The 25,571-nt window shown below is 69.6% G+C and carries 21 protein-coding genes; 15 read left to right on the forward strand and 6 right to left on the reverse strand.

What is annotated here, in order from left to right; genetic code table 11:
- Positions 1-28 precede the first annotated feature (28 nt).
- From ACFVY3_RS07380 to ACFVY3_RS07450, 15 genes are all read left to right on the forward strand, one after another.
- Entirely contained in the window at positions 29-1,777 is a 1,749-nt protein-coding gene (locus ACFVY3_RS07380; protein WP_400159289.1) for an ABC transporter ATP-binding protein, read from the forward strand.
- Positions 1,774-2,166, forward strand: a complete 393-nt coding sequence (locus tag ACFVY3_RS07385; protein ID WP_290257930.1) for a GntR family transcriptional regulator — start codon at positions 1,774-1,776, stop codon at positions 2,164-2,166. The genes ACFVY3_RS07380 and ACFVY3_RS07385 overlap by 4 nt, the downstream gene beginning before the upstream one ends.
- 78 nt (positions 2,167-2,244) lie before the next feature.
- On the forward strand, positions 2,245-5,220 hold the full coding sequence (gene uvrA, locus ACFVY3_RS07390) for an excinuclease ABC subunit UvrA (RefSeq protein WP_377970605.1): 2,976 nt from the start codon (positions 2,245-2,247) through the stop codon (positions 5,218-5,220).
- 191 nt (positions 5,221-5,411) lie between these two features.
- On the forward strand, positions 5,412-6,134 hold the full coding sequence (locus tag ACFVY3_RS07395) for an HAD hydrolase-like protein (RefSeq protein WP_400159273.1): 723 nt from the start codon (positions 5,412-5,414) through the stop codon (positions 6,132-6,134).
- Complete coding sequence (locus ACFVY3_RS07400) at positions 6,121-6,789, forward strand: 1-acyl-sn-glycerol-3-phosphate acyltransferase (protein WP_290257928.1); 669 nt, start codon at positions 6,121-6,123, stop codon at positions 6,787-6,789. The genes ACFVY3_RS07395 and ACFVY3_RS07400 overlap by 14 nt, the downstream gene beginning before the upstream one ends.
- 81 nt (positions 6,790-6,870) lie before the next feature.
- Entirely contained in the window at positions 6,871-8,925 is a 2,055-nt protein-coding gene (gene uvrC / locus ACFVY3_RS07405; RefSeq protein WP_400159274.1) for an excinuclease ABC subunit UvrC, read from the forward strand.
- A gap of 115 nt (positions 8,926-9,040) precedes the next feature.
- The gene (gene rapZ / locus ACFVY3_RS07410; RefSeq protein WP_290257926.1) at positions 9,041-9,961 is read left to right on the forward strand and encodes an RNase adapter RapZ; all 921 of its coding nucleotides are present in this window, start codon (positions 9,041-9,043) and stop codon (positions 9,959-9,961) included.
- Complete coding sequence (gene yvcK, locus ACFVY3_RS07415; RefSeq protein WP_400159275.1) at positions 9,961-10,980, forward strand: uridine diphosphate-N-acetylglucosamine-binding protein YvcK; 1,020 nt, start codon at positions 9,961-9,963, stop codon at positions 10,978-10,980. Before rapZ ends, yvcK begins: the two co-directional genes overlap by 1 nt.
- Before the next feature lie 9 nt (positions 10,981-10,989).
- Entirely contained in the window at positions 10,990-11,970 is a 981-nt protein-coding gene (whiA, locus tag ACFVY3_RS07420) for a DNA-binding protein WhiA (protein WP_290257924.1), read from the forward strand.
- 173 nt (positions 11,971-12,143) lie between these two features.
- The gene (locus ACFVY3_RS07425) at positions 12,144-12,767 is read left to right on the forward strand and encodes a superoxide dismutase (protein ID WP_364137436.1); all 624 of its coding nucleotides are present in this window, start codon (positions 12,144-12,146) and stop codon (positions 12,765-12,767) included.
- Between the two features lie 267 nt (positions 12,768-13,034).
- Positions 13,035-14,045 (forward strand): type I glyceraldehyde-3-phosphate dehydrogenase, encoded by a 1,011-nt coding sequence (gene gap / locus ACFVY3_RS07430; protein WP_290257922.1) that lies wholly within the window; start codon positions 13,035-13,037, stop codon positions 14,043-14,045.
- A 10-nt stretch (positions 14,046-14,055) separates the two neighbouring features.
- On the forward strand, positions 14,056-15,282 hold the full coding sequence (locus ACFVY3_RS07435) for a phosphoglycerate kinase (protein ID WP_364137434.1): 1,227 nt from the start codon (positions 14,056-14,058) through the stop codon (positions 15,280-15,282).
- Positions 15,283-15,356: 74 nt separating this feature from the next.
- Positions 15,357-16,172: a triose-phosphate isomerase gene (gene tpiA, locus ACFVY3_RS07440; protein WP_290257920.1), complete on the forward strand. Its 816-nt coding sequence runs from the start codon at positions 15,357-15,359 to the stop codon at positions 16,170-16,172.
- A 48-nt stretch (positions 16,173-16,220) separates the two neighbouring features.
- Positions 16,221-16,478: a preprotein translocase subunit SecG gene (gene secG / locus ACFVY3_RS07445; RefSeq protein ID WP_290257919.1), complete on the forward strand. Its 258-nt coding sequence runs from the start codon at positions 16,221-16,223 to the stop codon at positions 16,476-16,478.
- Between the two features lie 137 nt (positions 16,479-16,615).
- Entirely contained in the window at positions 16,616-17,008 is a 393-nt protein-coding gene (locus ACFVY3_RS07450) for an RNA polymerase-binding protein RbpA (RefSeq protein ID WP_290257918.1), read from the forward strand.
- Here the strand turns inward: ACFVY3_RS07450 and pgl are convergent.
- The 6 genes from pgl to tkt all read right to left on the reverse strand — a co-directional run bounded on the left by pgl (position 16,961) and on the right by tkt (position 25,238).
- Entirely contained in the window at positions 16,961-17,779 is an 819-nt protein-coding gene (gene pgl / locus ACFVY3_RS07455) for a 6-phosphogluconolactonase (protein ID WP_377970595.1), read from the reverse strand. The two genes, ACFVY3_RS07450 and pgl, sit on opposite strands and share 48 nt — an antisense overlap.
- The gene (locus tag ACFVY3_RS07460) at positions 17,769-18,710 is read right to left on the reverse strand and encodes a glucose-6-phosphate dehydrogenase assembly protein OpcA (RefSeq protein ID WP_290257916.1); all 942 of its coding nucleotides are present in this window, start codon (positions 18,708-18,710) and stop codon (positions 17,769-17,771) included. The genes pgl and ACFVY3_RS07460 overlap by 11 nt, the downstream gene beginning before the upstream one ends.
- Complete coding sequence (gene zwf / locus ACFVY3_RS07465) at positions 18,707-20,269, reverse strand: glucose-6-phosphate dehydrogenase (protein ID WP_290257915.1); 1,563 nt, start codon at positions 20,267-20,269, stop codon at positions 18,707-18,709. Before zwf ends, ACFVY3_RS07460 begins: the two co-directional genes overlap by 4 nt.
- Positions 20,270-20,284: 15 nt before the next feature.
- A complete protein-coding gene (locus ACFVY3_RS07470; RefSeq protein WP_400159276.1) occupies positions 20,285-21,934 on the reverse strand; it encodes a glucose-6-phosphate isomerase in 1,650 nt (549 codons plus the stop codon).
- A 5-nt stretch (positions 21,935-21,939) separates the two neighbouring features.
- Entirely contained in the window at positions 21,940-23,058 is a 1,119-nt protein-coding gene (gene tal / locus ACFVY3_RS07475; RefSeq protein WP_290257913.1) for a transaldolase, read from the reverse strand.
- A gap of 62 nt (positions 23,059-23,120) precedes the next feature.
- Complete coding sequence (gene tkt / locus ACFVY3_RS07480; protein WP_400159277.1) at positions 23,121-25,238, reverse strand: transketolase; 2,118 nt, start codon at positions 25,236-25,238, stop codon at positions 23,121-23,123.
- Positions 25,239-25,571: the final 333 nt, after the last annotated feature.

Genomic DNA, 25,571 nt, shown 5'->3' on the forward strand with positions numbered 1-25,571 from the left:
CGGACTGCTCCGGCCCGTGCGGCTCAGGATGGCAGGCGTCGTCGCGGCAACCTGCGGCTTCGCCGCCCTGAACGTCGCCGCACCGAAGTACCTGGGCGACGCCACCGACATCGTGGTCCGCGGCGTCATGGGCCGGGGCTTCGACGAGGCGCACCTGGGCCGGCTGCTGCTGGCGGTGTCGCTGATGTACCTCGGCGCCTCCGTCTTCAGCTGGATCCAGGGCGCCCTCACCGCCACCGCCGTGCAGCGGCTCAGCTACGGCCTCCGGGCCGCCGTCGAACGCAAGGTCCACGTCCTGCCGTCCGCCCACTTCGAGGGCCAGCACCGCGGCGACGTGCTGAGCCGGGCCACCAACGACGTCGACAACGTCTCCCAGTCCCTGAACCAGCTGCTCAACCAGCTGATCATGTCCGTCCTGATGCTCACCGGCGCGCTGACCATGATGATCTGGCTTTCGCCGCTGCTGGCGCTCATCGCGCTCGTTTCCGTGCCGGTGTCCACCCTGGTCACCGTCCTGGTGGCACGCCGGTCGCAGGCGCACTTCGGCGAACAGTGGAGCAGCACCGGTGCCGTCCAGGCCCACCTCGAGGAATTCTTCTCCGGGCACGAGGTGGTCAAGGCCTTCGGCCGCCAGGAGGCCGCCGCCACGGTCTTCCGCGCCGGGAACGAGCGGCTCTACCGGGCCGCCTCCAGCGCCCAGTACCTCTCCGGGATGGTGCAGCCGCTGATGCTGTTCGTCGCCAACCTCAACTACATCGCTGTCGCCGTCATCGGGGCGCTCCAGGTGGCCGCGGGAACCATGAGCATCGGCGGTGTCCAGGCCTTCATCCAGTTCAGCCGGCTCTTCAGCCAGCCGATGGGGCAGATCGGCGGCATGCTCACCCTGATCCAGTCCTGCCTGGCGTCCGCCGGGCGCGTCTTCGCCCTGCTCGACGCGGACGAAATCCCCGCCGACACCGCCGGAGGCGCCGACCCCGTCGATACCGCAGGCACCGGCAACGCCGCCCTTCCGGCCGGACGGATCCGCTTCGAGGGGGTCAGCTTCGGCTACCGCCCGGACGCACCGGTGGTCCGCGACCTCAGCTTCACGGCCGAACCCGGCCAGACGGTGGCGATCGTCGGCCACACCGGCGCCGGGAAGACCACGGTGGTCAACCTCCTGATGCGCTTCTACGAGCCCGACGCCGGCCGCATCACCATCGACGGCGTCGACATCGCGGAACTGCCCAGGGACGTCCTCCGGGCGGGCATCGGCACCGTCCTGCAGGACGCCTGGCTCTTCACCGGCACCATCCGGGACAACATCGAGTACGGCCGGCCCGGTGCCCCCGACGCGGACATTATCGCCGCAGCGCAGGCCAGCCACGTCGACCCGTTCGTCCGCGCCCTCCCGGACGGGTACGCCACCGTCCTCGGCAACGACGGCGGCTCGCTCAGCCGCGGCCAGCGCCAGTTGATCTCGATCGCCCGCACCCACTTGGCCGGCGGCAGCATCCTGGTCCTGGACGAGGCCACCAGTTCCGTGGACAGCAGGACCGAGCTGCAGATCCGGGAGGCGATGGCACGGCTCCGGGAGGACCGGACCAGCTTCGTGATTGCCCACCGCTTGTCCACCGTCCGGGACGCTGATCTAATTCTCGTCATGGACCAAGGACGCATCGTTGAGCAGGGCACCCACCAGGAACTGACCGGACGGGGAGGCCACTACGCCGCGCTGTGCCGCGCCCAGTTCGCCGGGCTGCCGGCCGCCGCGGACGCCCTGGAGTCCGGCCGGTGACGCCTCCCGCCGCCGGCACGGCCGCCTTTCCGGGCACCTGGAAGCCCAGCACCGCCAGCTCCGTCCCGCTGTTCGAGCAGCTGCGGCTGAACATCATCGAACGGGCCGACGACGGCACGCTCGCCCCCGGAACCCGGCTCCCCGCCGTCCGCAGCCTGGCCGCCGAGCTGGGCGTCGCGCCGCACACCGTGGCCCGCGCCTACAAGGAACTCGAGGCCGCCGGCGTCGTCAGCACCCAGGGCCGCAACGGCACGGTGGTCTGCGCGCGGGACGAGGCCTGGGGGTCCCTCGCCGAGTCCGCCGCCGACTACGCCGCCGCCGCGCGGGCCAAGGGCGCCAGCTTCGCCGAGGCGGTCCAGCTGCTCGCCGCCGCGTACGACCGCCACTGAGCGCCCCTGACCGGGGTGCCCTAGCACACGCACCGCCCGAATAGCGATTCGAAGAAGTTTTCGATTAGCATGGTAAGCGTGCCTAAAGCCGTAGCTGAAGAACCCGCCGTCGTTATCCAGCCTGACGCCACCGCGCCGGAGCCCGGAAAAGCCGTGTCCCGGACCGAAGGAAAGACGGCCCGGGCGGCCACCGCGGTGCCGGAACGGCCCGACCTCTCCCGCCTGGTGGTCAAGGGCGCCCGCGAGCACAACCTGCGCAATGTTGACCTGGACCTGCCGCGCGACGCGATGATCGTCTTCACCGGCCTCTCCGGCTCCGGCAAGTCCTCCCTGGCGTTCGACACCATCTTCGCCGAGGGCCAGCGCCGCTATGTCGAGTCGCTCTCCGCCTACGCCCGGCAGTTCCTCGGCCAGGTGGACAAGCCCGACGTCGACTTCATCGAGGGACTCTCGCCCGCGGTCTCGATCGACCAGAAGTCCACCAGCAAGAACCCCCGCTCCACCGTGGGCACCATCACCGAGATCTACGACTACATGCGCCTGCTCTGGGCCCGTGTGGGGCGCCCGCACTGCCCGGTCTGCGGCGAGCCCGTCACCAAGCAGACCCCGCAGCAGATCGTCGACCAGCTGCAGGAACTGCCCGAGGGCACCCGGTTCCAGGTCCTTGCGCCCGTGGTCCGCGGCCGCAAGGGCGAATTCGTCGAGCTCTTCAAGGAGCTCAGCGCCAAGGGCTACTCCCGCGCCCGGGTGGACGACAAGCTGGTCCAGCTCAGCGACCCGCCCAAGCTGGGCAAGCAGTTCAAGCACACCATCGAGGTGGTGGTGGACCGCCTGGTGGTGAAGGAAGGCATCCGCCAGCGCCTTACCGACTCGGTGGAGACCGCCCTGGGGCTCGCCGAGGGCCGCGTCCTGGCAGAGTTCGTAGACCTCGACGCCGACGATCCCGAGCGGATCCGCGCGTTCTCCGAGCACCTCGCCTGCCCCAACGAGCACCCCCTCGCGCTGGACGAGATCGAGCCCCGCTCCTTCTCCTTCAACAACCCGTTCGGTGCCTGCTCGGTCTGCAGCGGCATCGGCACCCGGCTCGAGGTGGACGAGGAACTCATCGTCCCCAACCCCGAGCTGTCCCTGGCCGAGGGAGCCATCGCCCCCTGGTCGATGGGCGCCGCCACCACCGAATACTGGATTCGTCTCCTCAGCGGCCTCGCCAAGGACGTCGGCTTCTCCATGACCACGCCCTGGGAGAAACTCTCCAAGGATGCCCGCCAGACCGTGCTGCACGGCAAGGACCACAAGGTGGTCGTGCAGTACCGCAACCGCTTCGGCCGGGAACGCAAGTACAGCACCGGCTTCGAGGGCGTCGTGCAGTACGTGCACCGCAAGCACACCGAGACGGACTCCGACTCGGCCCGCGACCGGTACGAGGAATACATGCGGCAGGTCCCGTGCCCGGCCTGCAACGGCGCCCGCCTGAACCCGGCCTCGCTCTCCGTGCTGATCAACGGCAAATCCATCGCCGAGGTCGCCGCCCTGCCGATGCGCGAGTGCGCGCACTTCCTGGACACCCTGGTGCTCACCGGCCGCGAGGCCCAGATCGCCAACCAGGTGCTCAAGGAGATCCAGGCCCGCCTGACCTTCCTGCTGGACGTCGGCCTCGAATACCTGAACCTGGAACGGTCCTCGGGCACCCTGTCCGGCGGCGAGGCCCAGCGCATCCGGCTGGCCACCCAGATCGGCTCCGGCCTGGTGGGCGTGCTCTACGTCCTCGACGAGCCCTCGATCGGCCTGCACCAGCGCGACAACCGCCGGCTCATCGAGACCCTGACCCGGCTCAGGGACCTCGGCAACACCCTGATCGTGGTCGAACACGACGAGGACACCATCCACGAGGCCGACTGGGTGGTGGACATCGGACCGGGCGCCGGCGAGCACGGCGGCAAGGTGGTCCACTCCGGCTCCTACCAGGACCTGCTGAAGAACACCGAGTCCCTCACCGGCGACTACCTCTCCGGCCGGAAGGCCATCGCGGTGCCGAAGAAGCGCCGCAAGTACGACAAGAAGCGCGAGCTGAAGGTCGTCGGGGCCAAGGAAAACAACCTCCTCAACGTGGACGCCTCCTTCCCGCTGGGTCTCTTCACCGCGGTCACCGGCGTCAGCGGCTCCGGCAAGTCCACGCTGGTCAACGAGATCCTCTACAAGGTCCTCGCAACCAAGCTCAACGGCGCCAAGCAGGTGGCCGGCCGGCACAAGACCGTCCAGGGCCTCGAGCACCTGGACAAGGTGGTCCACGTCGACCAGAGCCCCATCGGCCGCACGCCCCGGTCCAACCCGGCCACCTACACCGGCGTCTTCGACCACATCCGGAAGCTCTTCGCCGAGACCACGGAGGCCAAGGTCCGCGGCTACCTGCCCGGCCGGTTCTCCTTCAACGTCAAGGGCGGCCGCTGCGAGGCGTGCTCCGGCGACGGCACCCTGAAGATCGAGATGAACTTCCTGCCCGACGTCTACGTTCCCTGCGAGGTCTGCCACGGCGCCCGCTATAACCGGGAAACGCTCGAGGTCCACTACAAGGGCAAGACCATCGCGGACGTGCTGAACATGCCGATCGAGGAGGGCGCGGAGTTCTTTGCCGCGTTCTCGCCGATCGCCCGGCACCTGCGCACCCTGGTCGACGTCGGCCTCGGTTACGTGCGGTTGGGCCAGCCCGCCACCACCCTCTCCGGCGGCGAGGCGCAGCGCGTCAAGCTCGCCGCGGAACTGCAGAAGCGCTCCAACGGCCGCAGCGTCTACGTCCTGGACGAGCCGACCACCGGCCTGCACTTCGAGGACATCCGCAAGCTCCTCATGGTGCTGCAGGGCCTCGTCGACAAGGGCAACACCGTGATCACCATCGAGCACAACCTTGACGTGATCAAGAGTGCGGATTGGATCGTGGACCTGGGTCCCGACGGAGGCTCCGGCGGCGGGCGGATCGTCGCCTCCGGCACCCCGGAACAGGTTGCCAAGTCCAAGGACAGCCACACCGCGGCGTTCCTCGCCGAAATCCTCGGCTAGCCCCCTCTCGACGCATCAAGAGGCTGTCGACACGCAAATGCCCTGCCGCACCCGGAATTCCGGGCGCGACAGGGCATTTGTGCGTCGAACGACACCCGTGGCAGCGCGCCGCACGGGAGCCGGCCTCCGGTTAACCGTTCGTCTGGACGAATTTCGGCCTTCCGGCCCCTCGTGAGAAACTAGGGCCCGTGATGCCTACCCCCGTGCCCGTGATCTTCGACCTGGACGGCACCCTGGTGGACCCGGCCGGCGGCATCACCGGAGGCATCGCCGCCGCCCTGCGGCAGCTCGGGATGCCCGTTCCGGCCCCGGCCGACCTGGACGCGATGGTCGGGCCCAAGCTCAGCCACTCCCTGCTGGAGATCGCCGGCGTCCCCGCCGACCGGCTCGAGGACGTCATCCGGCTCTACCGGGCGCACTACCTCGCCGAGGGCATCGCCCGGAGCCGGGTCTACGACGGGATCCGCGAACTGCTGGAGTCCTTCGCCGCCGACGGCCGGCCCGCCGCCGTCGCCACCCAAAAACCCGAGCACCTGGCCCGGATCGTCCTGGACCACCACGGCCTGACCGGTTTGTTCCACACCGTCCGGGGCTCCGCCGCGGACGAGTCCGCCTCCGCGCACGGACCGGCCGGGAAGGCCGGGATCGTCGCCGCCGCCCTGGCCGACCTCGGCACCGGGCACGCCGTCATGGTGGGGGACCGGGCCCAGGACGTCGCCGGAGCGGCTGCCAACGGTCTGGAGTGCATCGGGGTAGGGTGGGGTTTTGCGCTCGACGGCGAACTCGCCGGGGCGGGCGCGGTGGCGGTCGTGTACAGCACCTCCGACCTAACCGACACGATTACCCGGCTGGACGCCGTCCGGACCGGTGCCCTGCAGGCCCTGAACGAGGTGCACACCGATGGCAATGTTTGACGCGATCCGCTGGACCACGCGGGGGCTGGTCAGCTCGACCTGCCGCCCCACGGTCATCGGACTCGAGAACGTCCCCACCACGGGACCGTTTATCGTGGCGCCGAACCATCTGTCCTTCCTGGACAGTGTGATCGTCCAGGCCCTCATGCCGCGGCCGGTGGCGTTCTTCGCCAAGGCCGAATACTTCACCACCAGCGGCGTCAAGGGCCGCCTGATGAAGGGCTTCTTCGAGGCCGTCGGTTCCATCCCGGTGGAGCGCGGCGAGCAGGCCGCCAGCGTGCAGGCACTCAAGACGCTCCTCGACATCCTCGAAGCCGGCAAGGGCATCGGCATCTACCCCGAGGGCACCCGCTCCCGCGACGGCATCCTCTACCGCGGCCGCACCGGCGTCGGCTGGCTCGCCCTGACCACCGGGGCCCCGGTCATCCCGGTGGGCCTGATCGGCACCGAGAACCTGCAGCCGGCGGATAGCAACAAGGTCCGCCCGCAGCACTTCACCATGAAGGTGGGGGAGCCGCTTTACTTCGAGAAAACCGGCCCGGACCACTCGCTCCCTGCCCGGCGCCAGGTCACCGACAAGATCATGGACGCCATCGCCGAGCTGAGCGGCCAGGAACGCGCCACCACCTACAACCAGAGCAAAACCGTCGAGTAGCGCCAACCCCGATACGGGAGGGCGGCGCGTGCGGCGTGCCCCGATGCGGGGGCGGGGCGTGCCGCTCAGTAGAATGAACTAGTGGCACATCCAGCGAGTTACCGCCCCAAGACCGGGGAAATCCCCACCAATCCGGGCGTCTACCGTTTCCGGGACCCGCACGGCCGGGTCATCTACGTCGGCAAGGCCAAGAACCTCCGCTCCCGGCTGAACTCGTACTTCGCCAATCCCGCGGGACTGCTGCCCAAGACCCACGCCATGGTGCACACCGCCAGCAGCGTGGAGTGGACGGTCGTCGGCAGCGAGCTGGAATCCCTGCAGCTCGAATACACCTGGATCAAGGAATTCAAGCCGCGGTTCAATGTGATGTTCCGCGACGACAAGAGCTACCCATACCTCGCGGTCACCATGTCGGAAAAGTACCCGCGCGTGCAGGTGATGCGCGGCGACCGGCGCAAGGGCACCCGCTACTTCGGCCCCTACACGGCCGGCGCCATCCGCGACACCATGGACACGCTGCTGCGCGTCTTCCCGGTCCGCAGCTGCAGCCCCGGGGTATTCAAACGCGCCGAGGCCAGCGGTCGGCCCTGCCTGCTCGGCTATATCGACAAGTGCTCCGCGCCCTGCGTCGGCCGCATCTCCCCGGAGGACCACCGGGCCCTGGCCGAGGACTTCTGCGCCTTCATGGGCGGCGAAGCCAAGCGCTTCGTCTCCCGGCTGGAAAGGGACATGGCCGCCGCCGTGGCCGAACTCGACTACGAGCTGGCCGCCCGGGTGCGCGACGACATCGTCGCCCTGAAAAAGGTCTTCGAACGCAACGCCGTCGTCCTCGCCGAGGACACCGACGCCGACGTCTTCGCCCTCTACGAGGACGAACTGGAGGCGGCGGTCCAGGTCTTCCACGTCCGCGGCGGCCGGATCCGCGGCCAGCGCGGCTGGGTAGTGGAAAAGGTCGAGGACTCCACCACCCCGGACCTCGTCGAACACCTCCTGCAGCAGGTCTACGGCGCGGAGGGCGAGGTCCAGGGCCGGCTCCCGCGCGAGGTCCTGGTCCCCGCCGAACCCAGCAACGCCGAGGAGCTGGCCCAGTGGCTGAGCGGCCTGCGCGGCGCCCGGGTGGACATCCGGGTCCCGCAGCGCGGGGACAAAGCCACGCTGCTCTCCACCGTCCGGGACAACGCCGAACACGCCCTCAAGCTGCACAAGTCCCGCCGCGCCGGCGACCTGACCATGCGGTCCCAGGCGCTGAACGAACTGCAGGAGGCGCTGGACCTGCCGGTGGCGCTGCTGCGGATCGAGTGTTTCGACATCTCGCACGTCCAGGGCACCAACGTGGTCGGTTCCATGGTGGTGGTCGAGGACGGCCTGCCGAAGAAGTCGGACTACCGCAAGTTCTCCGTCACCGGGCCCGCCGCCAACGACGACACCGCGGCCATGCACGACGTCCTGACCCGCCGCTTCCGCAACTACCTGCAGGAGCAGGCCGTCACCCCCGGCTCGGAGCCGGGCTCCGGCCCGCTGGCAGCCGCCCAGGCCGCCGCCGTCGCCCCCGCCGGGGCCCCGTCCGCCCCGTCCGCCGCGCCCGGCTCCGGCCCGGTTACCGACACCACGACGCCGGCGCCCAAGGCGAAGTTCGCCTACCCGCCCAACCTCGTCGTCGTCGACGGCGGCAAGCCCCAAGTCAACGCCGCAGCCAAGGCCCTCGCCGACCTCGGCATCCAGGACGTCTACGTCGTCGGCCTGGCCAAGCGGCTCGAGGAGGTGTGGCTGCCGGACAGCGACTTCCCGGTCATCCTGCCCCGCGCCTCCGCCGGGCTCTACCTGTTGCAGCGGATCCGCGACGAGGCCCACCGCTTCGCCATCACCTTCCACCGGCAAAAGCGCGGCAAGGCCATGACCGTCTCCGTGCTCGACGGCGTGCCCGGCCTCGGCGAATCCAAACGCAAGGCCCTGCTGAACCAGTTCGGCTCGGTCAAGAGCATCAAGGCCGCCAGCGTCGAGGAGCTCACCGCGGCCAAGGGCATCGGTCCCGCGCTGGCCGCCGCGATCGTGAAGCATTTCGACGCCGGCGACGGCGGCGACGAGCCCGCCGCGCCCGCGATCAACATGACCACGGGAGAAATCCTGGAAACTTAGCCCGGGCCGGCAAACTTGGCTAGGGTTAGAGGCTGATGCACGACGCGCGGCCGGCAGCACTTGCCCCGCGCGCCGTGCCGACGGCAGAGCAGACAGCAGAGATGGGGCACGACCGATGACAGAGTCACCTGCGGGAACCGGAGCAGAGGACGACCTGACCCCGGTGAAACCCGTCGAGGGGGAGCTGCTGGTGGTCACCGGCATGTCCGGCGCCGGGCGCAGCACCGCCTCCGACGCGCTCGAGGACCACGGCTGGTACGTGGTGGAAAACCTCCCGCCGCAGATGCTCGGCACCCTCGCGGAGCTGGTCTCGCACGCCCCGGGCTCCATCTCCAAGCTCGCCGTCGTGGTGGACGTGCGCAGCAAGGACCTGTTCGCGGATATCCGCGCCGCGCTGCGCAACCTCGAGGCCAGCGGCGTGACCTTCCGGGTGCTGTTTCTCGACGCCAGCGATGACGTCCTGGTCCGCCGCTTCGAGCAGGGCCGCAGGCCGCACCCGCTGCAGGGCGGCGGCCGGATCCTCGACGGCATCTCCGCCGAACGGGAACTGCTCCGCGAGCTGCGAGAGTCCTCCGACATCGTCCTGGATACCTCCCCGCTGAACGTCCACGGCCTCGCCACCGCCATCACCGAACTCTTCAGCGAGACCGGACCCGTGGCGCTGCGCCTGAACGTCATGAGCTTCGGCTTCAAATACGGGCTGCCGGTGGACGCGAACTTCGTCGCCGACGCCCGCTTCATCCCCAACCCGCACTGGGTCCCGCAGCTGCGCCCGCACACCGGGCTGGACAAGGACGTCAGCGACTACGTGCTGGAGGCCGAGGGCGTCAGCAACTTCGTGGAACGCTACGTGCTGGCCCTGGAACCGGTCCTGGACGGCTACCGGCGCGAAAACAAGCACTACGCCACGATCGCCGTCGGCTGCACCGGCGGCAAACACCGCTCCGTCGCCGTAGCCGTCGAACTCTCCCGCCGGCTGGCCCAGTACCCCCGGGTGACGGTCACCACGACCCACCGGGATCTGGGCCGCGAATAATGGCGCTCCGCACCGGCCCCCTGCCCCTGGTCCCGGCCGCCAGCGCCGCCTCCGCCGGCCAGCAGGACAAGGGCCCCTCCGTCGTCGCGCTCGGCGGCGGCCACGGACTGGCCGCCTCGCTCTCCGCGCTGCGCCTGCTGACCTCCGAACTCACCGCGATCGTCACGGTCGCGGACGACGGCGGCTCCTCCGGACGGCTGCGCGAGGAGTACGGCGTGCTGCCCCCCGGCGACCTGCGGATGGCCCTCTCCGCCCTGTGCGATGACACCGACTGGGGCCGGACCTGGCGCGACGTCATGCAGCACCGCTTCAAGCCCGGCCGCGGAACGGGCGGCTCGCTGGACGAACACGCGATGGGCAACCTGCTGATCGTGACCCTCTGGGAACTTCTCGGCGACACGGTGGCCGGGCTGCAGTGGGCCGGCGCCCTGCTCGGCGCCCGCGGCCAGGTGCTGCCGATGTCCACCACCCCGCTGACCATCGAGGGCCAGGCCCGGGTCCCCGGACCGGACGGCACCCCCGTCCTGGAAACCATCCGCGGCCAGGCCCGCTGCGCCGTCGCCGGCACCCTCGAGGCCGTGAAGCTGCTGCCGGAGGCGGCCCCCGCCTGCGTCGAGGCGCTCACCGCGATCGAACTCGCGGACTGGGTGGTCCTCGGACCCGGGTCCTGGTACACGTCCGTGCTGCCGCACCTGCTGCTGCCGGAGATGCGCAGCGCGCTCTGCAACACCGAGGCTCGGCGCTGCCTGACCATGAACCTGGCAACCAACACCAAGGAAACCGCCGGCATGTCCGCCGCGGACCACCTCCGGGTGCTCCGGGACTACGCTCCCGACTTCACCGTCGACGTCGTCCTCGCCGACCCCGCCTCCGTGCCGGACGTCGCCGACTTCGAACGGGCCGCCGCGATGCTCGGGGCCGAGGTGGTCTTGGGTAAGGTTAGGGCGTCGAGCCGCCGGCCCGTGCATGATCCGCTGCGCCTGGCGACGGCGTACCACGACATTTTTGGAAACAGGTAGGAAGGTGCCATGGCACTGACAGCATCGGTCAAGGAAGAACTTTCCCGGCTGGACATCAAGAAATCCTCGGTCCGCAAGGCCGAGGTCTCCGCCATGCTGCGCTTCGCGGGCGGCCTGCACATCATCTCCGGCCGGATCGTGATCGAGGCGGAGGTGGACCTGGCGTCCACCGCCCGCCGGCTCCGTGCCGCGATCGCCGAGGTGTACGGCCACCAGAGCGAGATCATCGTCGTCTCCGGCGGCGGCCTGCGCCGCGGCAGCCGCTACGTGGTCCGCGTGGTGCGCGACGGCGAGGCGCTGGCCCGCCAGACCGGCCTGCTGGACGCCCGCGGCCGGCCCGTCCGCGGCCTTCCTTCCGTCGTCGTCAACGGCTCGGCCGCCGACGCGGAGGCCGTCTGGCGCGGCGCGTTCCTGGCCCACGGCTCGCTGACCGAACCGGGCCGGTCCTCCGCGCTCGAGGTCACCTGTCCCGGCCCCGAATCGGCGCTGGCCCTGGTCGGCGCCGCCCGCCGGCTCGGCATCCAGGCCAAGGCCCGCGAGGTCCGGGGAGTGGACCGCGTGGTGATCCGCGACGGCGACACCATCGCCGCGCTGCTGACCCGGATGGGCGCGCACGACGCGCTCATGGTCTGGGAGGAGCGCCGGATGCGCAAGGAAGTCCGCGCCACCGCCAACCGCCTGGCCAACTTCGACGACGCCAACCTGCGCCGCTCCGCCCAGGCCGCCGTCGCCGCCGGTGCCCGCGTGGACCGTGCCCTGGAAATCCTCGGCGACGACGTCCCGGACCACCTGAAGTACGCCGGCGAACTCCGCGTGGCGCACAAGCAGGCCAGCCTGGACGAGCTGGGCCGCCTGGCCGACCCGGTGATGACCAAGGACGCAATCGCGGGCCGCATCCGCCGCCTCCTGGCCATGGCGGACAAGCGCGCCCAGGACCTCGGCGTCCCCGGCACCGAGGCCAACGTGACCCCCGAGATGCTGGACGAGTAGCGGCACCCGGGGATCAGCGACAGAATCGGATCCAGGGCACGGGAATACCTCGCCGGCAGCGGAGGCTATGCCCATCGGGTCCACCCACAATCTTCCGGATGTCCAAGCATCCGGAGGCACAATCCGAGAGTTAGCAAAACCGGACCGTCGGGTCCACGACATTGGAGGATTTTGTGACCGAGTACGTACTGCCAGAGCTCGACTATGACTACGCCGCGCTGGAGCCCCACATCTCCGCGAAGATCATGGAGCTGCACCACAGCAAGCACCACGCCACCTACGTCGCCGGCGCCAACAACGCGCTGGCACAGCTGGCCGAGGCCCGTGAAAAGGGCGACTTCGCCAACATCAACCGCCTCTCCAAGGACCTCGCGTTCCACACCGGCGGCCACATCAACCACTCCGTCTTCTGGAAGAACCTCTCCCCGGACGGCGGCGACAAGCCCGAGGGCGAGCTGGCCGCGGCGATCGATGACGCGTTCGGTTCCTTCGACGCCTTCCGCGCCCAGTTCAGCGCCGCGGCGCTGGGCCTGCAGGGCTCCGGCTGGGGCTTCCTGGCCTACGAGCCGATCGGCGGCAACCTGGTCATCGAGCAGCTCTACGATCAGCAGGGCAACGTGGCTCTCGGCACCACCCCGCTGCTGATGCTGGACATGTGGGAGCACGCCTTCTACCTGGACTACGTCAACGTCAAGGCCGACTACGTCAAGGCGTTCTGGAACATCGTGAACTGGGCCGACGTCGCCAAGCGTTTCGACGCCGCCCGCAGCAACGCGACCGGCCTCATCACCCTCTAGCCGGACCTCCGGCGGAAACCCGCGTGTAACAAACCTCACATTTTGTTGCGCAAGGGGCCGAATCACGGACGGCCCGCCCCTTTTGTTGCAGGGGCGGGCCACCTTAAACGTAAGATGGATCACGGAAGGCGGTTAGCCTTCAGCAACGTGGCTGGTCGCCCTCCGATCTGGTAATCATCTCTGCCCAATGGCGTGCGGGATCTGTTAGTTGGCTTGAACGCCTACTCAACTAATCGTGCTTGAGAGAGCACCAAGGAGACTGAAAACGTGACGACACGTATTGGTATCAACGGCTTCGGCCGCATTGGCCGCAACTACTTCCGCGCCGCCCTCGCACAGGGCGCCGACCTTGAGATCGTTGCCGTCAACGATCTCACCAGCCCGGAAGCCCTGGCCCACCTCTTCAAGTACGACTCCGTCGGCGGCCGCCTGGCCGAGTCGATCGAGGTCAAGGACGGCAACATCGTCGTCGACGGCAAGACCATCAAGGTCCTGGCCGAGCGCGATCCCGCGAACCTGCCCTGGGGCGAGCTCGGCGTGGACATCGTGATCGAATCCACCGGTTTCTTCACCAAGGCCGCCGATGCCAAGAAGCACATCGACGCCGGCGCCAAGAAGGTCCTGATTTCCGCACCCGCCTCGGACGAGGACATCACCATCGTCATGGGCGTCAACGACGGCCTGTACGACAACGATGCGCACCACATCATCTCGAACGCCTCCTGCACCACCAACTGCCTCGGCCCGCTGGCCAAGGTCGTCAACGACGCGTTCGGCATCGAGCGTGGCCTGATGACCACCGTGCACGCCTACACCGCCGACCAGAACCTGCAGGACGGCCCGCACAAGGACCTCCGCCGCGCCCGCGCCGCAGCCATCAACATGGTCCCCACCTCCACCGGTGCCGCCAAGGCCATCGGCCTGGTCCTCCCGGAGCTCAAGGGCAAGCTGGACGGCTACGCCATTCGCGTTCCCGTCCCCACCGGCTCCGCCACCGACCTGACCGTCACCGTCTCCCGCGAGACCACCGTCGAGGAAGTCAACGCCGCCCTCAAGGCCGCCTCCGAGACCCCGGAACTCAAGGGCCTGCTGACCTACACCGACGAGCCGATCGTCTCCTCCGACATCGTCGGTGACCCGGCCTCGTCGATCTTCGACTCCGGCCTGACCAAGGTCATCGGCAACCAGGTCAAGGTTGTGTCCTGGTACGACAACGAATGGGGCTACTCCAACCGCCTCGTCGACCTCACGGAGCTCGTCGCATCCAAGCTGGGCTAGGGTAAGAGCCATGACATTCCACACCCTCGACGAACTGATCGCTGAAGGTGTCCGCGGGCGGTACGTTCTGGTCCGAAGTGACCTGAACGTGCCGCTCGACGGCTCTACAGTGACTGATGACGGCCGGATCAAGGCCTCCCTGCCGGTCCTCACGAAGCTCACCGACGCCGGTGCGCGCGTGCTGGTCACGGCGCACCTGGGCCGCCCCAAGGGCGCCCCGGAGGAGAAGTACTCGCTCAAGCCCGCCGTCGCGCGCCTGGCCGAGCTCGCCTCCTTCCCGGTCACCCTCGCCGACGACACCGTGGGGGAGTCCGCCACGGCGGCCGCCGCCGCGCTGTCTGACGGTGCGGCTCTGGTGCTCGAGAACGTGCGTTTTGACGCGCGGGAGACCTCCAAGGACGACGCCGAACGCGGCGCCTTCGCGGACGAGCTGGTCGCCCTCACCGGCGGCAACGGCGCCTTCGTGGACGACGCCTTCGGCGCCGTGCACCGCAAGCACGCCAGCGTCTACGACGTCGCCACCCGCCTGCCGTCCTACCAGGGCGACCTGGTCCGGACCGAGGTCGAGGTGCTGCGGAAGCTCACCACGGACACCCAGCGGCCCTACGTGGTGGTGCTCGGCGGTTCCAAGGTCTCGGACAAGCTCGCCGTGATCGAGAACCTCATCGGCAAGGCCGACACCATCCTGGTGGGTGGCGGCATGCTGTTCACCTTCCTCGCGGCGGCGGGCCACAAGGTCGCCGGCAGCCTGCTCGAAGAGGACCAGATCCCCGTCGTCCAGGACTACCTGAAGCGCGCGGCCGACGCCGGCACCACCTTCGTCATCCCCACCGACGTCGTCGTGGCCGCCAAGTTCGCCGCCGACGCCGAGCACGAGACCGTGCAGGCGGACGCGATCGAGGAGAGCCGCTTCGGCACCTCCGGCATCGGCCTGGACATCGGCCCCGACTCCGCGGCAGCCTTTGCCGCGAAGATCGCCGAGGCGAAGACCGTGTTCTGGAACGGCCCCATGGGCGTCTTCGAATTCCCGGCCTTCGCCGGCGGCACCCGTGCCGTCGCCGAGGCGCTGACGAAGACCGGTGCCTTCACCGTGGTGGGCGGCGGCGACTCCGCCGCTGCGGTCCGGACCCTCGGCTTCGCCGACGACCAGTTCGGGCACATCTCCACCGGCGGCGGCGCCAGCCTCGAGTACCTCGAAGGCAAGGACCTCCCCGGCCTGAGCGTGCTGGACCGCTAGACCCTTCCGGCCGGCCGGGCGCCCACGGGTGCCCGGCCGGCCCCTTTTTCACCGCAACGACTTTTGGAGACCTCGTGACCACGTCAACCAACGGCAAGTTCGACCGGAAGCCCTTCATCGCGGGCAACTGGAAGATGAACATGGACCATGTCCAGGGCATCACCCTGCTGCAGAAGCTCGCCTGGACGCTCTCGGACGCCAAGCACGACTACAACCGCGTGGAGGTGGCCGTCTTCCCGCCGTTCACCGACCTCCGCGGCGTCCAGACCCTGGTCCAGGGCGACGACCTGCAGGTGGCCTATGGCGGCCAGGACCTGAGCCAGTTCGACTCCGGCGCCTACACCGGCGACATCTCCGGTGCCTTCCTCGCCAAGCTGGGCTGCAGCTACGTCCTCGTCGGCCACAGCGAACGCCGCACCATCCACCAGGAGACCGACGAGGTCCTCAACGCCAAGACCAAGGCCGCCTTCAGCCACGGCCTCACCCCGGTGCTGTGCGTGGGCGAAGGCCTCGAGGTCCGCCAGGCCGGAACCCACGTCGAGCACACCCTCGCCCAGCTCCGCGCCGGCGTCGAGGGCCTCACCGCCGAGCAGGCCGCCGAACTGGTCGTGGCCTACGAGCCCGTCTGGGCCATCGGCACCGGCGAGGTCGCCGGACCGGAGGACGCGCAGGAAATGTGCGCCGCGATCCGCGCCGAGCTCGAAAAGCTCTTCGACGGTTCCGTGGCCGCGAAGACGCGCCTGCTCTACGGCGGTTCCGTGAAGGCCAACAACGCTGCCGCTATCCTGAAGGAACGCGACGTGGACGGGCTGCTGGTAGGCGGCGCCAGCCTGGACGCGGCCGAGTTTGCTAATATTGTCAGGTTCGAGAGCCACCTCACGGCGGAGTAGTCCGCCGCAGGCACCGGTTCCCGCAATCCCCTCTTTCGAAAGGCCGTCGTGGACGTTCTTCATGTCATCCTGCAGGTGCTGCTGGGTATCACCAGCCTCCTGCTGACCCTGCTCATCCTGCTGCACAAGGGTCGCGGCGGCGGTCTGTCCGACATGTTCGGCGGCGGCATGAGCTCCGGGCTCAGCTCCTCCGGCGTGGCCGAGCGGAACCTGAACCGTTTCACGATCGTCCTCGGCGTCACCTGGGGCGTGGTCATCATCGCCCTCGGCCTGCTGATGCGCTTCAGCACCGGCGCCGACTCCTAGCGCTGACCGCGGGCCCCTCACGGGGCCGGTGCAGACAATTTCATACGGGCCCTCCGGCCCTGACCGCATCGGGAACTTCCTGCTTACACTGTCGCTGGCAACCGCCAACGGACCATGACAGTAGCCAGGAGTTCCCGATGCTGCATTCTGCGACAGGTTTCAGGGGTATCCGCGTCGGCGCGGTGGCCGGCGCGTCCGCCCGCCACGAGCCGTTCGACGGCGGCGCCACCCCGCCCCGGGTCAGCGTGTGCTTCCGCTGCGCCAAGGGACACGAGACATCCGTCGTCTTCGCCCGGCTCCCCGAGGACCAGATCCCGGGAGTGTGGGACTGCCGCCGCTGCGGTTGCCCGGCCACGCGGGACGAGGCCCGCTTCGCCCTCGAGGACGAGCCGGGGGACAGCTACAAGACCCACCTCGAATACGTTAAAGAGCGGCGCTCCAGCCAGGACGCCGAAGACGTCCTGGCCGGAGCGCTGGAAAAACTACGCGCCCGACGCGCTCTTGCGGACCAGCTGCTCCGGGACGCGTGAGGCCGCTTCCTCGTCGATCAGCCAGAGCGTCTCCAGGCGGCCGCGCGGCCCGGCCGCCGGGACCTGGACGGGGTTGGCGCCGGCCAGGGCCAGGCCCACTGCACCGGCCTTGTCGTCACCGGCCACCACCATCCACACCTCGTCCGCGGTATTGATCGTCGGCATCGTCAGCGAGACGCGCAGCGGCGGCGGCTTGGGGGAGTTGCGGACCCCCACCACCGTCAGCTGCTTTTCCCGGATGCCCGCCTGCTCGGGGAACAGCGAGGCCACGTGGGCGTCGGGGCCGACGCCGAGGAGAACGATGTCCAGCCGCGGGAGCGTGCCCGGCTCCTCCGGACGGTCATCGGACGTGTCCGCCGCGTGTTCCGCGGCGGCGGCCTCGGCCAGCCGGCGCGCGTAGTCCGCGGCCGCCTCCTCCGGGGTGTCGAATTCGTCCGAGGAGCCAGGGACGTGCACCCGGGCGGGGTCGACGTCGATGTGCGCGAGCAGGGCCTCCTGGGCCTGGCGGGCGTTCCGGTCGGCGTCGTCGCGGCCGACGAAGCGCTCGTCGCCCCACCAGAAGTTGACCTTGGACCAGTCCACCGCGCGGACCGCGGGGGATTCGGCCACGGCCTTGAGCGATCCGATGCCCATGGTGCCGCCGGTCAGGACCACCGTGGCCTGGCCGTGCTTGTCCTGGATGTCCACCAGCTTGGTGATCAGCCGGGCGGCGATCGCCGCCATCAGGACCTTGGAGTCGGGGTGGATGCTAACTCTGGGCTCAACGCTCACTGGGACGGACACTCCTTAGGTTGGTACGCGGCAGTCCAATGGTAATCACTTCGCCGAAGACCTCGTCCGGGTCCAGGCGCCGGAGTTCCTCGGCCAGGCAGTCCTTGAGGCTGCGCCGCGGCAACGAGATCCGCTGCACAGGCTGGCCCGGCTGGCTCAGCTCGGCCACGTCCAGGCCCGGCCGGAACAACTGCACGTCCCCGCCGGTGCGGCAGAGCCGCACCCGGCGGATGCCGGTGCCTGCCGGGTCGGCGACGATCGTCACGGGTGCGTCGAGTGCCAGCGTGAGCCAGGCCGCGAGCAGCAGCGTGCTGGGGGAGTCGGAGGCGCCCTCGACGGCGACGGCGGTCACCGGGGAGGCATCCACCTGGTCCAGCACGGCGGCCAGCTGGATCCGCCAGTTGGTCAGGCGGGTCCAGGCCAGGTCCGTGTCGCCGGCCTTGTAGGTGCTGCGGATGTTCTCGAGCGCCGCGTACGGGTCCGGCTCGTTGGCCGAGTCCGTGATGCGGCGGTGCGCGATCCGTCCGATGGAGGTCTCGCAGGCGTTGCGCGGGGCACCGTGCGGCCACCAGGCCACGATCGGAGCGTCCGGCAGCAGGAGCGCGGCCACCAGGGACTCGCTCTCCTCGGCCAGTTCGCCGTAGCCGCGCAGCACGATCACCTCGGAGGCACCGGCGTCGCCGCCAACCCGGATCTGGGCGTCCAGCCGGGTGGGGGCGGAGGCCCCGGCGTCGGCGAGGACGATGATCCGGCAGGGGTGCTCCCGGCTGGCCTCGTTGGCCGCCTGGATGGCTTCCTCCTCCAGGCCGGACTTGGTGACCACCACCAGGGTCAGCACTCGGCCCAGGGCGATCACCCCGCCGCGTTCGCGCAGCGACATGATCTCCTTGGAGATCTTGGACGTGGTGGTATCGGGAAGATTGACGATCATGGCCTTCTCCAGGTCCGCCCGTCGCGGGCAAGCAGTTCATCGGCGGAGGCGGGGCCCCAGCTGCCGGGCGCGTAGGGCTCCGGTTGTTCCTTCTTCGCGGCCCAGTGTTCCTCGAACGGGTCGAGGATCTTCCAGGAGAGCTCCACCTCCTGGTGTCGCGGGAATAGCGGCGGCTCGCCCAGGAGCACGTCCAGGATCAGACGCTCGTAGGCCTCCGGGCTGGACTCGGTGAACGAGTGGCCGTAGCCGAAGTCCATGGTCACGTCGCGGACTTCCATCTGCGTGCCGGGAACCTTGGACCCGAAGCGGATGGTCGCGCCCTCGTCCGGCTGGACGCGGATGACGACGGCGTTCTGCCCGAAGGTGTCCTCGCCGTGGTCGCGGAACAGCAGGTTGGGGGCGCGCTTGAAGACGACGGCGATTTCGGTCACCCGGCGGCCCAGGCGCTTGCCGGCGCGCAGGTAGAACGGCACCCCGGACCAGCGGCGGGTGTTGATGTCCACCCGGATGGCGGCGAAGGTCTCGGTGTTGGAGTCCTTGGGGATGCCCTCTTCCTCCAGGTAGCCGAGCACCTCCTCGCCACCCTGCCAGCCGCCGGCGAACTGGCCGCGCGCCGAGTGGGCGGACAGGTCCTCGGGCAGCCGGACGGCGGCGAGGACCTTTTCCTTCTCCGCGCGCAGGTCGTCGGCGTTGAAGGAGATGGGTTCCTCCATGGCCGTCAGCGCCAGCAGCTGCAGCAGGTGGTTCTGGATGACGTCGCGGGCCGCGCCCACGCCGTCGTAGTAGCCCGCGCGGCCGCCGGTGCCGATGTCCTCGGCCATGGTGATCTGCACGTGGTCGACGTAGTTTGCGTTCCAGAGCGGCTCGAACAGCTGGTTGGCGAAGCGCAGCGCCAGAATGTTCTGGACCGTTTCCTTGCCGAGGTAGTGGTCGATGCGGAACACGGCGTCCGGCGGGAAAACGGACTCGACGATGTCGTTGAGCTGCCGGGCGGACTCCAGGTCGTGGCCGAACGGCTTCTCGATCACCACGCGGCGCCACTTGTCGCCCTCGGCCTGGGCCAGGCCGTGCTTGGACAGCTGGCGGCAGACCAGCTCGAAGGCCTTCGGCGGGATCGAGAGGTAGAAGGCGTGGTTGCCCTGGGTGCCGCGCCGTTCATCGAGCTCGTTGATCGTCTCGCTCAGCCGTTCGAACGCCTCGTCGTCGTCGAATTCGCCCTGGACGAAGCGGATGCCCTCGGACAGCTGCTCCCAGACGGTCTCGTCGAACGGGGTGCGGGCATAGCTCTTGACCGACTCCTTCACCTCGGCGGCGAAGTCCTCGTCCTCCCACTGCCGCCGCGCGAAGCCCACCAGGGCGAAGCTGGGCGGCAGAAGTCCGCGGTTGGCCAGGTCGTACACGGCCGGCATGAGTTTCTTGCGGGCCAGGTCACCGGTGACGCCGAAGAGCACCAGGGATGAGGGGCCGGCGATGCGGTTAAGTCGGCGGTCCCGCGGGTCGCGGAGCGGATTGCGCCCCCGGCCCGCGGCCTTCTGACCGCCGTTGTGCGTGGATGGCATGGTTGGTCTGGTGCCTTAGCTTTCGGGGGACGAGGGGGAGTGGCCGGTGCCTGCCGCGCCGGGCAGCGAGCGGACCAGCTGCTGCAGCTGGGCGACGCCGGCGGCCCGGTCGGTCAGGTGCAGCCGCAGGACGGGACGGCCGTGCTCGGAGAGTACCTGCGCGTCGCCTGCGGCCTGGGCGGAGATGAGTTCGCCGAAGCTGAACGGCCGGTCCGGGATGGCCAGGTCCGTCGCGGAGGCCGCGGTGACCTGCAGGAACACGCCGATCGCGGGTCCGCCCTTGTGGAACTGTCCGGTGGAGTGAAGGAAGCGCGGGCCCCAGCCGAAGGTCACCGGCCGGCCGGTGGCGGCGGCGAGTTCGTCGCGGACGCCCTCCAGCGGGGCGTAGCTGAGCCGGTCGAAGTAGGCCTGGACGCTGAGGTAGCCGTCCGAACCGAGCTGGCCGAGCAGCGCGGTGACGGCCTCGGCGGCCGTCCCGGCCCCGCCCAGCCAGTCGCCGCCGCGGACCTCGATGGCGCCATCGGTGAAGTTGGCGGGCGTGGGCTTGGGCTGGGCGTCCAGCAGGCCGCGGGCGGCCACCTTGGCGGCCTCCACGTCGGGCTGGTCGAACGGGTTGATGCCCAGCAGCCGTCCGGCGACGGCGGTGGCGAATTCCCAGGTCATCATCTGGGCGGCGAGGCCGCCGGCGATGGCGGCCTGGTCGCCGGAGAGTTCGACGTCGGCGTCGGCCGCCACGAGCCGGACGACGAGCACGTCCGCGGCGCCGGAGGTGACCTCCGGGGCTTGGGGGCCGGCGACGACGGGCAGCACGCCGGTGCCCAGCTTGCCGGTGGATTCAGCGATCAGCTGCTCGGCCCAGTCGGCGAAACCCTTGATCCCGGAGCCGTCCTCGGCGATGACGATCTTGTTCCGCAGCGGGCTGGTGCCGCCCAGGGCGGCGCCGAGGGCCAGGCCGATGTTGTCCTCGCTGTCCTCGTTGAGGATCTCCGCGGTCTCCTCGGCCTCGTCCAGGAACGCCTGGATGTCGACGCCGGCCAGGCCCGAGGGGACCAGGCCGAAGGCCGTCAGCGCCGAGTAGCGGCCGCCGACGTTGGGGTCGGCGTTGAACACGGCACGGTAGCCGGCCTCGCGGGCGGACTTGTCCAGCGGCGAGCCCGGATCCGTGACGATGATGATGCGGCTCTTGGCGTCCAGGCCGGCCTCGGTGAAGGCGTGCTCGAACACCCGGCGCTGCGAGTCGGTCTCCAGCGTGGAACCGGACTTGGAGGAGACCACGATCGCGGTCTCGGCCAGGCGGTCCGCCAGGGCGGCGGAGACCTGTTCGGGGTCGGTGCTGTCCAGGACCGTCAGCTCGACGCCGGCGGTGCCCGCGATGACCTCGGGGGCCAGCGAGGAACCGCCCATGCCGCAGAGGACGATGCGCGTCACCCCGTCGGCGTGGAGCTCGTCACGAAGGGCCAGGATGTCCTGGACCAGCGGCTGGGAGACCGTGGCGGCCTCCACCCAGCCGAGCCGGACCGAGGCCTCGGACTCGGCGTCGGCGCCCCAGAGCGTGGGGTCCTTGGCGAAGATCCGGGTGGCGACCCGGTCCTCCAGCAGGGCGGGCAGGTGCTGTTCGTGGGCCGAGCGGGCTGCTCCCGCGGCGTCGTAGCTGAGAGTGGTCATGGGGACTAGGCGTCCTTCCGTGCAGCGGCGAGGGCGCCCTCGACGTCGGCCAGCAGTTCCTTCCAGCTTGCCACAAACTTCTCCAGGCCCTCGGACTCGAGCTGGGCGACGACCTCGTTGTAGGAGATCCCCAGCTCATCGAGGGCGTTGAGGGTGGCGTTGGCGTCGTCGTAGCCGCGGGTGACGGTGTCGCCGGTGACGGCGGCGTGGTCGAAGGTCGCGTCCAGGGTCTTCTCCGGCATGGTGTTCACGACGCCGGGGGCCACCAGTTCGGTGACGTACAGGGTGTCCGGGTAGGCGGGGTCCTTCACACCGGTGGAGGCCCAGAGTGGACGCTGCGGGCGGGCCCCGGCGTCGGCGAGGAGTTCCCAGCGTTCGGTGGAGAACAGTTCCTGGTAGACCTGGTAGGCCAGGCGGGCGTTGGCCAGGCCGGCCTTGCCCTTGAGTGCCTTGGCCTCGTCCGTGCCGATCGCGTCGAGTCGCTTGTCGATCTCGGAGTCGACGCGGGAGACGAAGAAGGACGCCACGGAGTGGATCTTCGAGAGGTCGTGGCCGTTCTCCTTGGCCTGCTCGAGGCCGCTCTGGAAGGCGTTGATCACGGCGCGGTAGCGTTCGAGGGAGAAGATCAGGGTGACGTTGACGCTGATGCCGGCCGCGAGCGTGGCGGTGATGGCCTCGAGGCCCTCGAGGGTGGCAGGGATCTTGATCAGGACGTTGTCCTTGTTGACCCGCTCGTAGAGTTCCTTGGCCTCGGTGATGGTGCCCTGGGTGTCCCAGGCCAGGCGCGGGTCCACCTCGATCGAGACGCGGCCGTCGACGCCGTGGGTGGCCGCGGCGACGGGGGCGAAGAGATCGCAGGCGTCGGCGACGTCGGAGGTGGTGATCGAGAAGATCGTGTCCTCGACGTTCGCGCCGGCGGCGGCCTTCTCCTTGATGATTTCGTCGTAGTCGTGGCCGGAGGTGATGGCGGCCTGGAAGATGCTGGGGTTGGTGGTGACGCCAACGACGTTCTTCTCTTCGATGAGCTTGCGCAGGGTGCCCGTGGTGAGGCGGCCGCGGGAGAGGTCGTCCAGCCAGATGGAGACGCCGGCGTCGGAGAGTTGCTGCGTGGGGGTGGTGTTCATGGGTTACTCCTGAAAAATCTGGGGCCGCCGCCGGTGGGCGGCGGCCCAGGGGATGAAGAGTGTTAGGCCGTGAGGCCGGCCAGGGATTCCTTGGCGGCGGCGGTGACGGCTTCGGCGGTGATCCCGAACTCCTGGAAGAGGCGCTTGTAGTCGGCCGAGGCACCGAAGTGCTCCAGGCTGACGGACCGGCCGGCGTCGCCGACGTAGTTCCGCCAGGTCAGGGCCAGGCCGGCCTCGACGGAGACGCGGGCCTTGACGGCGGCGGGCAGCACGGCTTCGCGGTAGGAGGCGTCCTGGCGTTCGAACCACTCGACGCAGGGCATCGAGACCACGCGGGTGGGGATGCCCTCGGCCTGCAGCGCCTCGCGGGCCGCGACGGCCAGCTGGACCTCGGAGCCGGTGCCGATCAGGATGACCTTCGCCTCGGCGGTGGCGCCGTCCTTGGACGCTTCGGCCAGGACGTAGCCGCCCTTGGCGACCCCGGCGGTGGAGGCGAAGGTGTCGCCCTCGGCCTCACCGGTGCCACGGTCCCAGGTGGGGATGTTCTGCCGGGTCAGCACGATGCCGGCCGGGTTGGCGTGGTTGGTCAGCATCGCCTGCCACGCCGCTGAGACCTCGTTGGCGTCGCCGGGGCGGACGACGTCCAGGCCCGGGATGGCGCGCAGGGACGCCAGCTGCTCCACCGGCTGGTGGGTGGGGCCGTCCTCGCCGAGGCCGATCGAGTCGTGCGTCCAGACATACAGGGACGGCACGCCCATCAGGGCACCGAGCCGGATCGCGGGGCGCTGGTAGTCGGAGAAGATCAGGAACGTGCCGGAGAACGCCCGGGTGGGCCCGGCGAGGGTGATGCCGTTCACGATCGACGCGGCGGCGTGTTCGCGGATGCCGAAGTGCAGGACGCGGCCGTAGGGGTTGCCCTTCCACGCCTCGGTCTGCCGGGACGCGGGGATGAAGGAGGGCGAACCCTCGATCGTGGTGTTGTTCGACTCGGCGAGGTCGGCGGAGCCGCCCCAGAGTTCGGGCATGACCGGGCCGATCGCGTTCAGCACCTTGCCGGACGCGGCACGGGTGGAGACGTCCTTGCCGGCCTCGAACACCGGCAGGGCGGCGTCGAAGTCTTCGGGCAGGGTTTGGGACTCGACGCGCTGCAGCAGGGCGGCGGACTCCGGGTAGGCGGCCTGCCAGGCGTCGAAGCCTTCCTGCCAGGTCTTGCGCTCCGCGGCGCCGCGGTCGGCCACGGCGCGGGTGTGGGCCAGGACCTCCTCGTCGACCTGGAAGGACTTCTCCGGGTCAAAGCCCAGGACCTGCTTCAGGCCGGCGACCTCGTCGGCGCCGAGGGCGGAGCCGTGGATCTTGCCGGTGTTCTGCTTCTTCGGTGCGGGCCAGCCGATGATGGTGCGCAACGAGATGATGGAGGGCTTGTTCGTCTCGGCCTTGGCCGCGAGGAGGGCGGCGTGGAGTTCGGCCACGTCCTCCTTGTACTCACCGGTGCGGGTCCAGTCGACGCGCTGGGTGTGCCAGCCGTACGCCTCGTAGCGGGCCAGGACATTCTCGGTGAACGCCACGTCCGTGTCGTCCTCGATGGAGATGTGGTTCTCGTCGTAGATCACTACGAGGTTGCCCAGTTCCTGGTGTCCGGCCAGCGAGGACGCCTCGGAGGTCACGCCCTCCTGGAGGTCGCCGTCGGAGGCGATGACCCAGACGGTGTGGTCGAAGGGGCTCTCGCCCGCGGGAGCCTCGGCGTCGAACAGGCCGCGCATGCGGCGCTGGGAGTACGCGAACCCGACGGCGGAGGCCAGGCCCTGGCCCAGCGGGCCGGTGGTGATCTCCACGCCCTTGGTGTGCTTGTACTCCGGGTGGCCCGGCGTCAGCGAACCCCAGGTGCGCAGCGCCTCAAGGTCCTTCAGCTCCAGGCCGTAACCGGAGAGGAAGAGCTGGATGTACAGCGTGAGGGAGGTGTGCCCGGGGGAGAGGATGAACCGGTCCCGGCCCAGCCACTGCGGATCCGACGGGTCGTGCCGCATCAGCTTCTGGAAGAGCAGGTACGCGGCCGGGGCCAGGCTCATGGCCGTGCCCGGGTGGCCGTTACCGACCTTCTCCACCGCGTCCGCGGCCAGGACCCGGATGGTATCCACGGCCTTCTGGTCCAGGCTGGTCCATGACAGTTCTTGCTCTTCCAAATGTGGCACGTAAACCGGGCCCCTCTCTGTGCTGACGGCCGGAGGTACGGGGCATGGCCTCGAGAGGCGTCCGCCGGGGCACACGAGGTGCCCGCGTGGGTGTACCAGCCGTTCACCATCGAAACGTTGATCTATCACTCAGTCGCAAGCGCAGGGGCGTGGAATGCCGCCGGGGCGGTATGCCCGCGCGAGCCGATCTGTCAGCCAGCTTAGTCCCATTCCGGCGGCCCTGAGGCGTATGTGTCGGGATTTGGACGGGTTTCCCGCGTAGCTGAATTCGAGCCGCTTCCCGACCGGGCCGGGGCGGGGGCCACGGCCGCCGGGTCGGGGACC

The sequence above is a fragment of the Arthrobacter sp. BPSS-3 genome, from assembly GCF_044628475.1.
Taxonomy (GTDB): domain Bacteria; phylum Actinomycetota; class Actinomycetes; order Actinomycetales; family Micrococcaceae; genus Arthrobacter.